The sequence below is a fragment of the Leifsonia shinshuensis genome, assembly GCF_014217625.1.
In the GTDB taxonomy this organism is placed as follows: domain Bacteria; phylum Actinomycetota; class Actinomycetes; order Actinomycetales; family Microbacteriaceae; genus Leifsonia; species Leifsonia shinshuensis_A.
Map to the genome: position 1 here is coordinate 639,540 of NZ_CP043641.1, position 13,986 is coordinate 653,525.

The following is a 13,986-nucleotide window of genomic DNA, read 5'->3' on the forward strand; positions in this document are numbered from 1 at the left end:
TCGCTCAGACGCAGCCCCCAGATCTGGGGTGAGGATTCTTCGGTGTGTCGGAGGAAATTCACCCGCAAAGGTGAGATTTCCACAATATGATCCGGTATAGCGCGACGGGACGGACCGTCGCCGGGCTGGGGACCCGCACGCGTATCGTGGAACAGAGAAAGAAGGAGTCGCCCTCGTGCCCATCAACGACCTGGTCGCCGCACAGAACACCGCCGGAGCGCCGCTCGTGCGGACGGAGCCGATCCAGGAGCGCAGTGCCGCCCGGATCGACGCCCTCCTCGACGCTGCCGCGGAGGTTGTGGACGAGATCGGATTCGACCGCCTGACGACCGCCATGGTCGCCGAGCGGGCCGGCGCGTCCATCGGCACGGTCTACCGGTACTTCCCCGACCGCATCGTCCTGCTCCAGGCGCTGCGCGACCGGGCGCTGCTGCGTTACCGGCACTCCGTGGTCGCGGCCATCCACGCCGAGAGTCCCGAGCACTGGTGGAACGCGGTGGAGTGCGCGATCGACGCGTTCGTCGCGATGTTCCGCACCGAGCCGGGCTTCCGGATCATCCGCTTCACCGACGCCGAGCGCTCCGGGCTGCCCGGCGAGGAGGAGCCGGAGCAGGCGGCGTCCTTCGCGTCGCAGTTCGCGTCGATCCTGTCCGAGGAGTACGGCCTCCCCGCGGGCGAGGACCTGGCGTTCCGCCTCGAGATCGTCGTGGAGATCATGGACGGCCTGATCAACCGGGCCTTCCTCGACGACCCGATGGGAGACGCGCGCTACATCGACGAGGCGCGCGTCGTCGCCCGCGAGTATCTGGAGCGGCGGTACGACCCGAAGAGCTGAGGCTCTTCGGGGAATGTCGGCGGTATGGGACAGGGTTGTCTCATGATGTCCGGGCTTCGCGTGGCTGGGTTTCCTGCCACAAACCGACTCAATTCATTGCGCATTGTGCAAAACGCTGTTTGGGTGGGTTCGATGGCCCCGATATCTGAGACCACCCCGTTCCGTCGACCGAGAGCTGAGGACCGATGATCGAGTTCAGCTCCGTGACCAAACGGTTCCCGGACGGGACCGTCGCGGTCGACGACTTCTCGCTGGTGATCCCGTCCCGCCAGATCACGGTGCTCGTCGGTTCGTCCGGCAGCGGCAAGACCACGATCCTGCGGATGGTCAACCGCATGGTGGACCCCACCAGCGGCACCGTCTCCATCGACGGCCAGGACGTCCAGAGCCTGAAGCCGGTACTCCTGCGCCGGCGCATCGGCTACGTCATGCAGAATTCGGGGCTGCTGCCGCACCGCAAGGTCGTGGACAACATCGCCACCGTCCCGCTGCTGACCGGCGTCAAGCGGAAGGCCGCGCACGAGCGCGCGCTGGAGCTCATGGACACGGTCGGGCTGGAGCGCTCGCTGGCCGACAAGTACCCGAGCCAGCTCTCGGGAGGCCAGCAGCAGCGCGTGGGCGTGGCGCGCGGTCTCGCGGTCGACCCCAACATCCTGCTGATGGACGAGCCGTTCGGCGCGGTCGACCCGATCGTGCGCGACGACCTCCAGAACGAGCTGCTTCGCCTGCAGCGCGAGCTCGGCAAGACGGTGCTGTTCGTGACGCACGACATCGACGAGGCGTTCCGGCTGGGAGATCAGGTCGTGATCTTCCGCAAGGGCGGCATCGTCGCCCAGCAGGGCACGCCCGCCGAGATCCTGGCGCACCCGGCCGATGACTTCGTGTCGTCGTTCGTGGGCGCAGACCGGGGCAAGCGCGCCCTCCACATCGAGCGGACGCCGACCGGCTCCGTGCTGGTCGACAGCGAGGGGCGCACCGCCGGTGTGCTCAGCGCGGACGACTCCGCTGCTTCCGACGAAGCAAAGGCCGCGACCGTCTCGGTCGCGGGTGCCGCGGCGCAGGGTGAGGACCCGACGTGAGCTTCTTGTGGTCGAACTTCGGCCAGGTCTGGAATCTCACGGTCTCCCACGTGTGGTTGAGCGCCATCCCGATCGTCGTCGGCTTCCTGCTGTCGCTCCCGATCGGCTGGTTGGCGAACCGCTACCGTATCAGCCGGCCGGTGCTGCTGACGCTCGGCGGCATCCTGTACGCCATCCCGTCGCTGCCGCTGTTCTTCGCGATGCCCGCGCTGATCGGCACCAAGATCCTCGACCCGGCGAATGTGGTGGTGGCGCTGAGCGTCTACGCCGTCGCGCTCATGGTGCGCACGACCGCCGACGCGCTCGCCTCGGTGCCGGGTGACGTCGTTCAGTCCGCGACCGCCATCGGCTTCTCCGGGTGGCGGCGGTTCTGGGCGGTCGAGCTCCCGCTCGCGGGTCCTGTCCTGTTGGCCGGCCTGCGCGTCGTCTCGGTGTCGACGGTCAGCCTGGTGAGCGTCGGTGCGCTGCTCGGCGTGCCGAACCTCGGACAGCTCTTCACCGACGGCCTCAACAGGTACTACCCCGAGGAGGTCGCGGTCGGCATCATCCTGATCATGGTCGTGGCGCTGGTGTTCGACCTGGTGCTGGTGCTGCTCGGCCGGCTGCTGCTGCCCTGGTCGCGCCTCGACAAGCGCACGGGACGCCTCAAGCGCTCCGCGGCGATGAAGGCGGTGACCGGCGCATGACCGATTTCGTGGCGGCCTTCGGCTGGCTCTTCGACCCGACCAACTGGGCCGGGCCGGGCGGCATCCCCGTGCGTACCGGCGAGCACATCCTGTACACGCTGATGACCCTGCTGCTCGCGGGAGTGATCGCGCTGCCGATCGGCTTCGCGATCGGGCACACCGGGCGGCTGCGCGGCCTCGCGGTCGGCGTCTCCGGCGCGCTGCGCGCGCTGCCGACGCTGGGCCTCGTCGTCTACCTCGCGCTGATCATGGCGAACATCTCGATCGTCCCTCCGCTGATCGCCCTGACGATCCTGGCCATCCCGCCGCTGCTCGCGGGCGCGTACTCGGGGCTGGAGTCCGTGAACCGCAGCACGATCGACGCCGCCCGCGCGGTCGGGATGACCGAGTGGCAGATCTTCACCAAGGTGGAGCTTCCGCTGTCGCTGCCGCTCGTGATCGGCGGCATCCGCTCGGGCGCTCTCCAGGTGATCGCTACCTGGACGGTGGCGGCCATCCTGCCGGTCGGCGGGCTCGGGCGCTTCCTGTTCGACGGGCTCGCCGTGCAGAACTACCCGGAGATGCTGGGCGGCTCGATCATCGTCGTCCTGCTCGCCCTGGTCGTCGACGGGCTGTTCGCGCTCACGCAGAAGCTGGTCGTCCCGCGCGGCGTGACCGCGGGGAAGGTCCGAGCGGACACCGCGACGGAGCCGCGGCGTGCGCTCGGCATCACCGCCCCCGGGCGGCAGCCCGTTCCCTGACCTGAACCGAATTCCCTGACCCACAGTGACCCAACGCACACAGAAGAGAGAGAATCACATGTTCGGATCCAAGAAGGGCCGCATCGCGGCCGGTGTGCTCGCGGCGGGGGCCCTCATCGCCCTCAGCGCGTGCTCGTCCGGCGGCGGCGGCGCATTCAACACCAGCAGCAGTGGCAGCGGCTCCTCGGGCGACACCATCACCGTCGGGTCCGCCGCCTTCGGCGAGAACGAGATCCTGATGCAGATCTACGGCCAGGCCCTCGCGGCCAACGGCGTGAAGGTCAGCTACAAGCCGAGCATCGGCCAGCGCGACGTCTACCTGAAGGCGCTGCAGGACGGCTCGATCGACCTGGTCCCCGAGTACTCCGGCAACCTGCTGCAGTTCTACGACAAGACCAGCACGGCCTCCTCCAGCGCGGATGTCTACGCCGCGCTCAACGACGCCCTGCCGAAGGGCTTCGAGGTGCTCGACCAGGCCAAGGCGGAGGACGCCGACGCGTACAACGTCACCAAGGAGTTCTCCGACAAGTACAACGTCACGAGCCTGGAAGACCTCAAGAAGGTCACCGTACCGCTGACCGTGGGCGCGAACCCTGAGTTCGCCACCCGGCCTTACGGCATCCCCGGCCTCAAGTCGACCTACGGCGTGACCGCATCGCTCAAGCCGATCAGCGACTCGGGCGGCCCGCTGACCGTCACCGCGCTCAAGAACGGCGACGTGCAGCTGGCCGACATCTACACGACCACCCCGGCCATCAAGGACAACGGGTTCGTCGTGCTGAAGGACCCGAAGAACCTGATCGCCGCGCAGAACATCGTGCCGCTGATCAACACCAAGAAGGCCTCCGACAAGGTCAAGTCGGTGCTCAACAAGGTCTCGGCCGAGCTGACCACGGACGACCTGATCACCATGAACAGCGAGAACCAGGGCGCCAGCAAGACCCAGCCGGACGCCGTGGCGAAGAAGTGGCTGCAGGAGCACCCGATCAAGGGATAACGGTTTGACGGGAGGGCGACCTCCTCACTGCTCCGCGTGCGGCGGCTCGGGCGACCGGGCCGCCGCATCCATGTGCGCGGACTCCCGTCTCTGCAGGACCTTCTTGACCACCACGACCGCGGCGACGAACACCGCGATGACGGCGACGAAGACGTAGCCCGCCCAGTGCAGCTCCTGCGAGAGCTCGCGGTAACCGCCCGCGGCGAGCGACCCGACGCTGACGTACGCGAACGCCCAGATCACGCAGGCCGGCGCCGTCCACGCCATGAACGTGCGGTAGCGCATCGGACTCATTCCCACCGTCAGCGGGATCAGCGAGTGCAAGACGGGCAGGAAGCGCGAGAGGAACACGGCGACGCCGCCGCGAGTGGCGAGGTACCGCTCCGCGCGGTCGAGGTTGCGGGTCCCGAGCCGCTGTCCGAGCCGGCTCGCGCGGATGCGCGGCCCGAACCAGCGGCCGAGCGCGAAGCCGAGCGACTCGCCGCACAGCGCGCCGACGATGACCACGGCGACCAGCGCCGCGTACTCGAGCGGGCTCGCCACCGCGGTGGACGCGACCAGGACGACGGTGTCGCCCGGCACGATGAGGCCGATCAGGATGGAGGTCTCCAGCAGGATCGCGACGCCCGCCAGGAGGGTGCGGAGGACCGGGTCGACCGACTGGACGATGTCCAGGATCCAGGTCAGCGCGTCGTTCACGTCGTGGGCGTGGTCCGGAGCAGCGACCAGAACGCCTCGATCGCGTCGGCCATGTCGGCGGACGGGTCGAGCATCCACTGCACCTGCATGCCGTCGGCGACGGAGACCGCGAGGCGCGCGAGCATGCGCGGGTCGGCGTCGTCGCGCACCCGGCCCGCCGACTGCTCCGACCGGATGTAGCCCTCCAGCCCGGCGACGATCTGCTGGTAGCGGGACACGAAGTAGTCGTGACCGGGGTGGTCGGGGTCGGCCGCCTCCGCGGAGATGGTCGCGTAGAGCTGGACCAGGCCCGGCACCTCGGCGTTGTGCCGCACGATGCCGACCAGGCCGTCGAAGGCCTCCGACCAGTCCGTGCCGAGCTCGCCGCCGGCGGAGTCGACCTCGTCGCGCTTGCGGAGCACTTCGGCGAACAGCTCCTCCTTCGAGGAGAAGTGGTGCAGGAGGCCGGCCTGGCTGAGCCCGACGGACTCGGCGATCTCGCGCAGCGACGCCTTGCGGTAGCCCTTGGCGGCGAACACCTCCAGGGCGCGGGCGAGGATCTCCTCGCGTTTGGCGATTCCCTTGGCGTATCCCCGCTTCTCCGGCATGGATCCAGGCTAGCGGGAGCCGGGGCGCCAGCCGGGCAGGCCGTCAGCCGGTCAGGACGTCAGCTGGTCAGCACGAGCACCGGCGGCACGACCACGAGCAGCGCGGCGGCGACCACCACCAGGAGCCGCAGCCCCGGCCCGACCGTGCGGTGACCGGAGGTGAGGCGATCCTCGCGGGCCACCAGGGCCGACCGGCGCTGCTCCGGAGTGCGCGGGTCCTTCGGCGCGCCGAGCGCTGCGCCCGCGGAGCCCGTCGAGTCCACGATGCGGATGGCGTCGGCCAGCACGGCGTCTCCCGCTGTGCGGCGGGCCGTGTCGTCGGCCAACATCTCGACCAGCAGCGCGACGGCGTCCTGCGCCCGCGTTGCGATGGGGAACCACGGCAATGCGCGCTTCCAGGACCGGAAGGCGTCGAGCAGCAGGTGATGCTTCTGCCGAAGGTGCGCGCGCTCGTGGGCGATCACGGCGTCCAGCTGCGCGGGGGTGAGCAGCTCGATCATCCCCTCGGACAGCACGGTCACGCTGCGCGCGCCGGGGAGACAGTAGGCGGCGGGGGCCGGATGGTCGATGATGCGGGTGGCCGGCTCGTCGGGCAGCGGCGAGCTCAGCAGCCGCAGCAGCTCCATGTGCCGGTGGCGCTGCCGGCGGCTGCGCACCGAGGTGAGCGCGAGGTTCAGCAGCAGGTGAGCGGTCAGCAGCACGGCGGCGCTGAGGAAGAACGTGTGCAGCAACGAGACGCCGGCGGGCAGTGGTCCGCTGAAGAGCGTGGCCGCGGCGCCCGAGATCCGGCTGACGAGGTCGTTCCCGAATGGCTGGAGTCCGGCGAGCAGCAGCGAGCCGATCATCGAGATGCCACCGGCGAGCGCGATCGACTGCCAGAGGGCGAGCGCGAGGCCGGGCGCGGCCGGCGGCCATTTCGCGCGCGCCAGCAGCAGCGGCACCGGCCAGGCGAGGGCGACCGCCAGGACGCCGAGCAGGATGGCGGTCGAGTCGACGGGCATCCCGGTCAGCTGCGTGCGTCGAGCAGCCGGCGCAGCATCGCCGCCTCGGACTCGTCGACCGAGCCGACGAAGTAGGCGAGCGCCTCCGTGCGGTCGGTGGAGGTCTCCAGGACTTCGCGCATCAGGTCGGCGACGTGGTTGGCGCGGGTGAGGCTCGCGAAGTAGACATGCGGGCGCGCGTCGCGGTCGCGGTCGACGAACCCCTTCTGCTCCAGGCGGGAGAGCACGGTGAGCACGGTGGTGAGCGCCGGGGTCTTGCCGCCGTCCCGGGTGGCGGCTAGCTTGTCGCGCAGTTCGTTGGCGGTGATCGGGGCGTCGCCCGACCAGAGGGCGTCCATCACCGCGCGTTCGAGTTCTCCGAGATTCGCCACGGATCCAGGGTAGCGCGACAAGGCTGCGAATGTTCTACACTCTGTAGAAGTAGTCTTCTACACGCTGTAGAACAACGACCGGAAGGGTGGGCTGCGTGAACGAGATCCTCGATCCGCTGCTGCTGGCACGCTGGCAGTTCGGACTGACGACGATTTACCACTTCCTGTTCGTTCCGCTCACCATCGGCCTGGTCACGGTCGTCGCGATCTTCCAGACCGCGTGGTACCGCAGCGGCAAGGTCCACTACCTCCAGCTCACGCACTTCTTCGGCAAGCTCTTCCTGATCAACTTCGCGATGGGCGTCGTGACCGGAATCGTGCAGGAGTTCCAGTTCGGCATGAACTGGTCGAACTACTCCCGGTTCGTGGGCGACATCTTCGGCGCCCCGCTCGCACTCGAGGGCCTGCTCGCGTTCTTCCTGGAGGCCACCTTCATCGGGTTGTGGATCTTCGGCTGGGACAAGCTGCCGCGCGGCGTCCATCTCGCCTGCATCTGGATCACGGCGGTCGGCTCGATCCTGTCGGCGTACTTCATCCTGGCGGCCAACGCGTTCATGCAGAACCCGGTCGGCTACACGCTCAACCACGCGCGCGGCCGGGCCGAGCTCACCGACCTCTGGGCGGTGCTCACCAACAAGGTCGCGCTGGCCGCGTTCCCGCACACGATCTTCGGCTGCTTCATGGTCTCGGCCGGCCTCATCATCGCAGTGGCCGCCTGGCATCTCTCGCGCACCAAGAACCTCGAGACCATGCGTCCCGCCCTGAAGTTCGGGCTCTGGATGATGGTCGTCGCCGGGATCGGAAGCGTGCTCAGCGGCGACCAGCTCGGCCTCGCCATGGTGCAGACCCAGCCGATGAAGATGGCCGCGGCCGAGGCGCTCTACAAGACCTCGACCGGCGCCGACGCGTCGTTCTCGATCTTCACGCTCGGCACACCGGACGGCGTGCACGAGCTGTTCTCGATCCGCATCCCGTACCTGCTGTCGTTCCTCTCGACGCACACCCTCACCGGGACGGTCGAGGGCATCAACGACCTCAACGCCCAGTATCAGCAGCAGTTCGGACCCGGCGACTACACCCCGATCATCTGGGTGACCTACTGGGCGTTCCGGTGGATGATCGGCCTCGGCCTCCTGCACGTCCTGGTCGCCCTCGTCGGCCTGTGGTTCACCCGCAAGGGCCGCACGCCACCGTGGGCGTGGATGTGGAAGGTCGCGATCTGGGCGTTCCCGCTGTCGCTGGCCGCGATGATCGTCGGCTGGATCTTCACCGAGATGGGCAGGCAGCCCTGGCTCGTGTTCAGCCTGATGAAGACGCAGGACGGCGTCTCGCCCGGCACGACCGGGCTGGAGGTCCTGATCTCGCTGCTCGCCTTCACCGCCATCTACGGCACGCTCGCCGTGGTCGAGTTCAAGCTCATCAAACGCGCGGCCCAGAAGGGACCGGCCCCCGCCGAGGAACACCTCGACGACGAGGGCAACCACGTCCCGGTCGCCACGGTCTACTAGGAGCATCGACATGGATCTCGCAGTCCTCTGGTTCGGCATCATCGCCTTCTTCTTCATCGGCTACTTCGTGCTCGACGGCTTCGACTTTGGCGTCGGGATGTCGCTGCCGTTCCTCGGCAGGGACGAGACCGACCGGCGGGTGCTCATCAACACCATCGGCCCGGTCTGGGACCTCAACGAGACCTGGCTGATCGTCGGCGGCGCCGCGCTCTTCGCGGCGTTCCCGGAGTGGTACGCGACGCTGTTCAGCGGTTTCTACCTGGCGCTGCTGCTCATCCTGCTGGCGCTGATCCTGCGCGGGGTGTCGTTCGAGTACCGGCACCAGCGGCCCGAGTCGCAGTGGAAGCGGTGGTTCGACGGGATGATCGTCGTCGGCTCGGCCCTGCCGGCGTTCCTCTGGGGTGTGGCCTTCGCGAACATCGTGCAGGGCGTCGCGCTCGACCACGGCCACAACTACACCGGCACGCTGTTCGACCTCCTGAACGGGTACGCGCTGCTCGGCGGGCTGACCACGCTGCTGCTGTTCTTCACCCACGGGGTGGTCTTCGTGTCGCTCAAGACGGACGGTCCGATCCGGGAGCGGGCACGGAAGCTCGCCGTGCGCTCCGGCGTCCTCGCGATCGTGGTGGCCGCGGCCTTCCTGATCTGGACCGTGATCGCGCACTTCTCGGTCGCGCTGCTCATCCTCGCGGCGCTGGCCGCTGTCGCGCTCGTGGTGTCGTGGATCCTCAACCTGCGCGGGGCGGAGGGCTGGTCGTTCGCGTTCATGGCCGTGACGATCGCACTCGCGGTGGTGTCGCTGTTCGTGGCGCTCTTCCCGAACGTGATGCCCTCGGTGCCGAACCCGCAGAACAGCCTGACCATCGCGAACGCCTCCAGCACGGACACCACGTTGACGATCATGACCTGGGTCGCGGTGATCTTCCTGCCGCTGATCCTGGCGTACCAGGCGTTCACGTACTGGGTGTTCCGCAAGCGGGTCACCCGGGCGAGCATCCCGGCGGAGCCGGCCGAGCCCGCGGATCCCGAACCGGTGGCCGCCTGACGTGCGCCCGCTCGATCCCCGCCTCCTCCGCTACGCCGGCGCGACCCGTGTCACCCTCGCGACCGGCGCGCTCGTCACGGTGCTGCAGTCCGCGGCTGTCGTGGCGTTCGCCTGGCTGGTCACCCGGCTCGTCGTCCGCGCGATCGCGGGGGCGCCGTTCGCCGAGTTGAGCGGGCTCTTCGCGGGGCTGGTGCTCGTGGTGATCGCGCGGGCCGTGCTGCTCTGGCTGGCGGAGGCCGTGTCTGCCCGGGGCGGGGCGACGGTCGTCGCGCAGCTGCGGGAGCAGCTGGTCGACGCGTATGGGCGCCTCGGCCCGCAGGGGCTCGCCGGGCGCGGCAGCGCCGACCTGACGCTGGTGGCCGGCCGGGGGATGGACGCTCTCGACGGCTACTTCGCCCGGTACCTCCCGCAGCTGATCGGCACGGCGGTGGCTATGCCGCTGCTGGTCCTGGTGATCGGCTGGCAGGATCTCACGAGCGGCATCATCCTCGTGCTCACCCTCCCGCTCATCCCGGTCTTCATGGTGCTGGTCGGCTGGGCGACGCAGGCGGCGCAGAAGAAGCAGTGGGCGGCGCTGTCGACGCTGTCGCGCGGCTTCCTCGACGTCGTCGCCGGCCTCCCAACGCTCACCCTGTTCGGCCGACAGCACCGTCAGGAGGCGCGGATCCGGCAGGTGAGCGAGGAGTACCGGTCGCGCACGATGAAGGTGCTCCGGATGTCGTTCCTGTCCGGCTTCGTGCTGGAGCTCGCCGCCAGCCTGTCGGTCGCGCTCATCGCGGTGGCCATCGGCCTGCGCCTGCTCGGCGGCTCGCTCGACCTGTCGGTCGGGCTGTTCGTGCTGCTGCTGGCGCCGGAGGCGTTCCTGCCGCTGCGGAACGTCGGCGCGGCCTACCACGCGGCGACCGAGGGGATGGAGGCGGCGTCGAAGGCGTTCGAGGTGCTGGACGCGGCGCAGGACGTCGTGCCGGAACCGGTGCGGGCGTCCGCTTCGGCGGGACTCGCGTTCTCGGAGGTGACCGTGGCCTACGACGGGCGTGAGACGGTCGGTCCGTTCTCGGCGTCGGTGCCGCCGGGGACGCTCGCGGTGCTGAGCGCGCCGAGCGGCGCGGGCAAGTCCAGCCTCGTGGCGGCGGCGCTCGGTTTTGCGGCGCACACCGGGACCATCGCGGCCGGCGCCAGGGCCGACGCCGCGGGCCGCCGGGAGGCCATCGCATGGGCCGGTCAGAAGCCGGGGCTCCGGGCGGGGACGATCGCGGAGAACGTCGCGCTGGGCGATGACGTGCCGGACGCCGTTCTCGTGGCCGCTTCGCTGCGAGCGGCGGCGGCACCGGAGCTCGACCCGGACGTCCTGATCGGTGCAGGCGGGACGGGGTTGTCGGGCGGCCAGGCGCAGCGCGTGGCCGTCGCTCGCGCGCTCTACCGGCTGCGCTCGCGCGGGTGCGCGGTGCTGATCCTGGACGAGCCGACCTCCGCCCTCGACGCCTCGACCGAGCGCGCGCTCCTCACGTCGCTGCGGGCGGTCGCGGACGAAGGCGTAGCGGTGCTGGTCGTCAGCCATCGGGAGGCCGTCGTCGCGGAAGCCGACGAGGTCCTGACGCTGGAGGTGCTGTCCGATGTCCATCTCTGACGTCGCGCGAACCGGACCGGGCCCGAGCGAGCGGGAGCAGACCCGCCGCATCCTCCGCCTCGCGCTCCCACCGGCGCGGAGGCTCTGGTCCGCCATCGCCCTCGGCGCCCTGAGCGGCGCGAGCGCGGTCGCCCTCCTCGGCGTCTCCGCGTGGCTGATCACGCGCGCCTCGGAGCAGCCGTCGCTCATCTACATCTCGATGGCCGTCGTCGGCGTTCGCGCGTTCGCGCTCGGCCGTGCGTTCTTCCGCTACCTGGAGCGGCTGGCCGGGCACGACGCCGCGTTCCGGCGGCTCGGCGACATCCGTGCGGACCTGTTCGCGCGGCTGGTCCCGCTCGGCCCGGACGGCGTCGGGGCCGGCGACCGGCGCGACGGCAGGGCCGGCGGCGGCGAACTGCTCTCGCGCCTCGCCGACGACGTGGACGAGCTGCCCGACTTCGCGCTGCGGGTCGTGCAGCCACTGGTGTCCGGCGGTGTGGTGGTGCTCGCGAGCGTGGTGGCCACGTTCCTGTTCCTCCCCGCGGCCGGGGTCGTGCTGCTTTTGACACTGGTCGCGGCCTTCGCCGTCGGCACGCTGGTCAACCGCTGGGCGGCCGGCTCCGCCGAGCGCCGGATCGCGCCGCTGCGGGCCGCGCTCGCCTCCGCGCTGCATGAACTGGTGACCGGCCTCGACCTGCTGATCGCGTTCGACGCGCTGCCGCAGGCGCGCGAGCGGGTGCGGGCGGCGAGCGCACGGCTGACCGCGGCCGTGCGGACCCGGGCGGCCGGGCTGGGGCTCACCGCCGGCGCTGTGTCGCTCCTTGCGGGCGTCGCGACCGTGCTGGCGCTCGCGACCGGCATCCCCGCCCTGGCGGCCGGACGGCTGGACGCCCCGACGCTCGCGGTCGTGGCCCTCCTCCCGCTGGCCGTGTTCGAGGTGTTCGGCACCCTCCCGCTGGCGTTCGGCGCCTGGCGGCGGGTTCGGGCGAGCGCCGAGCGGATCGCGGACACCGTGCCGGCGACCGTTCCGGACGGCGTGCCGGTCGACGTGCCGGCCGCGCTCCCGTTGACCGTGCCGTCGGCGCCCGACATCGCCCTCCACCTCCGTTCGGCGCACTGGCCGGGCTCGGACGCACCGGTCCTCCATGCCGTCGACCTGTCGCTTCGGGCGGGGGAGCGCGTGGTGCTGACTGGTCCGACCGGCGCGGGCAAGACAGCGCTCGCGCACGTGCTGACCCGGTTCCTCGACCTCGACGGAACCTACGCGATCGACGGCGTCGACGTGAGCGGCGTGCGCCAGGACGACGTCCGCCGCGTCGTCGGCCTGGTCGAGCAGCAGCCGTACCTGTTCGACTCCGACCTGCGGCAGAACCTCCTGTTCGCGCGCGAGACCGCAACCGACGACGAGCTGCTGGCGGTGCTGGACCGCGTCGGCCTGGGGGAGTGGACGCGCGAGCGCGGCGGCCTCACCAGCCCGGTGGGCGAGCTCGGCGCGCTGGTCTCAGGAGGCCAGGCCCAGCGGATCGCGCTCGCCCGGGCGCTGCTCGCGGACTTCCCTGTACTGGTCGTGGACGAGCCGACGGCGAACGTGGACACCGCGGTCGCCGATCGGATCGTGCGCGACATCCTCACGACGGCCGCGGACGACGGCCGGACGGTGCTGCTGATCTCGCACACGCCGGTGCCCGACGAGCTGGTCACCCGCCGCCTCCACCTGGAGGCCGGCACCCTCATCCCGTGACCCGCAGCCCCACATTCGCGCCGAATGTCGCGTTACGCACCCCGATTCACGACATTCGTACCGAATCGCGTTCCGCGCAGCGCCGACATTCGTGCCGAATGTGGTCTTCGGCGCGCGGAATTGCGACATTCGTGACGAATCGTGGAGGCGTCCCTGCCGACGATTCGTGCCGAATCGTGCTGGCGTCGACATTGGCGATTCGTGCCGAATGTGGGGTTTGGCGCGCGGATTCGCGACATTCGTGACGAATCGCGCGCCGCGGGTCAGCGGATCGGCCGCGCCAGCGCGCCGAACCGCGACCGCCACGCCGCCGTGCGCGCCGGGTCGTGCCCGAGCGCCGGGCCGTCCACCCAGACCGTCACGTCGCGGATCCCGTGCAGCGCGTTGACCGCCCACAGCGCCACGCCGTCGAGCTCCGAGGGCCGCACCGCCTCCTCCTCGACCGGCACGCCGAGGGCTGCCGCGATCCCACGCACCGTGCGGGCGGCGACGCTGTCCACCCGCGCGAGCTCGAACGGCGGAGCGCAGAGCGTGTCGCCGCGCCACCACAGCAGCGCCGTGGTGGTGCCGTCGGACACCCGTCCGTCGTCCAGCAGCACGGCCTCCTGAGCTCCGACCTGCTGCGCGCGCTGCCGGAGCACGTTCAGCCGGTCGATGTCGGGGCCCTTCAGGTGCGGTACGCGGCGCGGGTCGCTCGCCGCCGTCGCCACCACCAGGTCGGAGCCGAGCGGCGGCGCCGTGCGCAGCCGGAACCGCAGGCGCAAGGCGTCGCGAGCGCGCACCAGCTCGAAGCGCGGGAACCAGCGACCGTCGCCGGGAAGGAGCGCGACGCCCGCATCCCAGAAGGCCGCGAGCTGCGCCCCCTCCCGGAAGCCCTGCTCGCGGACCGTCTCGGCGAAGCGCTCCCTGTGCAGGCCGAGCGCCAGGACGCGGCCCTCCGCGACGAGGAAGGAGTCCGCCGCCAGCAGCTCGATCTCGACCACCTCGCAGGAGTCGCGGACGGCGAGCGCGCCGCCGGCCCAGTCGTACAGGGTCGCCGAGGTGTCCATCCGCTCAGGCTAACGCCCGCCACGCTGTACGCCGCGCCTGGT

Annotated in this window: 14 protein-coding genes; 9 read left to right on the forward strand and 5 right to left on the reverse strand. The window is 70.4% G+C overall.

All coding sequences use genetic code 11. From position 1 onward, the window contains the following. Positions 1 to 175: 175 nt before the first annotated feature. The 5 genes from F1C12_RS03070 (at position 176) to F1C12_RS03090 (ending at position 4,337) form a co-directional block, all read left to right on the forward strand. Positions 176 to 835, forward strand: a complete 660-nt coding sequence (locus F1C12_RS03070; RefSeq protein WP_185277381.1) for a TetR/AcrR family transcriptional regulator — start codon at positions 176 to 178, stop codon at positions 833 to 835. A 185-nt stretch (positions 836 to 1,020) separates the two neighbouring features. Continuing rightward, positions 1,021 to 1,914: an ABC transporter ATP-binding protein gene (locus tag F1C12_RS03075; RefSeq protein WP_185277382.1), complete on the forward strand. Its 894-nt coding sequence runs from the start codon at positions 1,021 to 1,023 to the stop codon at positions 1,912 to 1,914. Next, entirely contained in the window at positions 1,911 to 2,600 is a 690-nt protein-coding gene (locus F1C12_RS03080; protein ID WP_185277383.1) for an ABC transporter permease, read from the forward strand. Before F1C12_RS03075 ends, F1C12_RS03080 begins: the two co-directional genes overlap by 4 nt. Further along, positions 2,597 to 3,340: an ABC transporter permease gene (locus tag F1C12_RS03085; protein WP_185277384.1), complete on the forward strand. Its 744-nt coding sequence runs from the start codon at positions 2,597 to 2,599 to the stop codon at positions 3,338 to 3,340. The genes F1C12_RS03080 and F1C12_RS03085 overlap by 4 nt, the downstream gene beginning before the upstream one ends. 58 nt (positions 3,341 to 3,398) lie before the next feature. Beyond that, complete coding sequence (locus tag F1C12_RS03090) at positions 3,399 to 4,337, forward strand: ABC transporter substrate-binding protein (protein ID WP_185277385.1); 939 nt, start codon at positions 3,399 to 3,401, stop codon at positions 4,335 to 4,337. A 24-nt stretch (positions 4,338 to 4,361) separates the two neighbouring features. On the opposite strand, the gene F1C12_RS03095 is transcribed toward F1C12_RS03090, so the two are convergent. Genes F1C12_RS03095 through F1C12_RS03110 form a run of 4 tightly spaced genes read right to left on the reverse strand, consistent with a single transcriptional unit; the run spans position 4,362 to position 6,995 of the window. Continuing rightward, positions 4,362 to 5,036: a DedA family protein gene (locus F1C12_RS03095; RefSeq protein ID WP_185277386.1), complete on the reverse strand. Its 675-nt coding sequence runs from the start codon at positions 5,034 to 5,036 to the stop codon at positions 4,362 to 4,364. Beyond that, entirely contained in the window at positions 5,033 to 5,623 is a 591-nt protein-coding gene (locus tag F1C12_RS03100) for a TetR/AcrR family transcriptional regulator (RefSeq protein WP_185277387.1), read from the reverse strand. Before F1C12_RS03100 ends, F1C12_RS03095 begins: the two co-directional genes overlap by 4 nt. A gap of 59 nt (positions 5,624 to 5,682) precedes the next feature. Next, positions 5,683 to 6,624, reverse strand: coding sequence for a M56 family metallopeptidase (locus tag F1C12_RS03105; protein ID WP_185277388.1), 942 nt, complete (start codon positions 6,622 to 6,624; stop codon positions 5,683 to 5,685). A gap of 5 nt (positions 6,625 to 6,629) precedes the next feature. Beyond that, positions 6,630 to 6,995, reverse strand: a complete 366-nt coding sequence (locus F1C12_RS03110) for a BlaI/MecI/CopY family transcriptional regulator (RefSeq protein ID WP_185277389.1) — start codon at positions 6,993 to 6,995, stop codon at positions 6,630 to 6,632. A 95-nt stretch (positions 6,996 to 7,090) separates the two neighbouring features. On the opposite strand from F1C12_RS03110, the gene F1C12_RS03115 reads away from it, so the two are divergent. From F1C12_RS03115 to cydC, 4 genes are read left to right on the forward strand one after another with little or no spacing between them, the layout of a single operon-like run. Next, complete coding sequence (locus F1C12_RS03115) at positions 7,091 to 8,503, forward strand: cytochrome ubiquinol oxidase subunit I (protein ID WP_185277390.1); 1,413 nt, start codon at positions 7,091 to 7,093, stop codon at positions 8,501 to 8,503. Positions 8,504 to 8,513: 10 nt separating this feature from the next. Further along, entirely contained in the window at positions 8,514 to 9,548 is a 1,035-nt protein-coding gene (gene cydB, locus F1C12_RS03120) for a cytochrome d ubiquinol oxidase subunit II (protein WP_185277391.1), read from the forward strand. 1 nt (position 9,549) lies between these two features. After that, on the forward strand, positions 9,550 to 11,175 hold the full coding sequence (gene cydD / locus F1C12_RS03125) for a thiol reductant ABC exporter subunit CydD (RefSeq protein ID WP_185277392.1): 1,626 nt from the start codon (positions 9,550 to 9,552) through the stop codon (positions 11,173 to 11,175). Beyond that, positions 11,162 to 12,895: a thiol reductant ABC exporter subunit CydC gene (gene cydC, locus F1C12_RS03130; protein WP_185277393.1), complete on the forward strand. Its 1,734-nt coding sequence runs from the start codon at positions 11,162 to 11,164 to the stop codon at positions 12,893 to 12,895. The genes cydD and cydC overlap by 14 nt, the downstream gene beginning before the upstream one ends. A gap of 263 nt (positions 12,896 to 13,158) precedes the next feature. On the opposite strand, the gene F1C12_RS03135 is transcribed toward cydC, so the two are convergent. Then, positions 13,159 to 13,944: an aminotransferase class IV gene (locus tag F1C12_RS03135; RefSeq protein WP_185277394.1), complete on the reverse strand. Its 786-nt coding sequence runs from the start codon at positions 13,942 to 13,944 to the stop codon at positions 13,159 to 13,161. Positions 13,945 to 13,986 lie beyond the last annotated feature (42 nt).

Excerpts from the sequence above, each read along its gene's own strand:
- F1C12_RS03075 (WP_185277382.1), top strand. The coding sequence starts at position 1,021 with ATGATCGAGTTCAGCTCCGTGACCAAACGGTTCCCGGACGGGACCGTC.
- F1C12_RS03085 (WP_185277384.1), top strand. The coding sequence starts at position 2,597 with ATGACCGATTTCGTGGCGGCCTTCGGCTGGCTCTTCGACCCGACCAAC.
- F1C12_RS03090 (WP_185277385.1), top strand. The coding sequence starts at position 3,399 with ATGTTCGGATCCAAGAAGGGCCGCATCGCGGCCGGTGTGCTCGCGGCG.
- F1C12_RS03100 (WP_185277387.1), bottom strand. The coding sequence starts at position 5,623 with ATGCCGGAGAAGCGGGGATACGCCAAGGGAATCGCCAAACGCGAGGAG.
- F1C12_RS03105 (WP_185277388.1), bottom strand. The coding sequence starts at position 6,624 with ATGCCCGTCGACTCGACCGCCATCCTGCTCGGCGTCCTGGCGGTCGCC.
- cydB (WP_185277391.1), top strand. The coding sequence starts at position 8,514 with ATGGATCTCGCAGTCCTCTGGTTCGGCATCATCGCCTTCTTCTTCATC.
- cydC (WP_185277393.1), top strand. The coding sequence starts at position 11,162 with ATGTCCATCTCTGACGTCGCGCGAACCGGACCGGGCCCGAGCGAGCGG.
- F1C12_RS03135 (WP_185277394.1), bottom strand. The coding sequence starts at position 13,944 with ATGGACACCTCGGCGACCCTGTACGACTGGGCCGGCGGCGCGCTCGCC.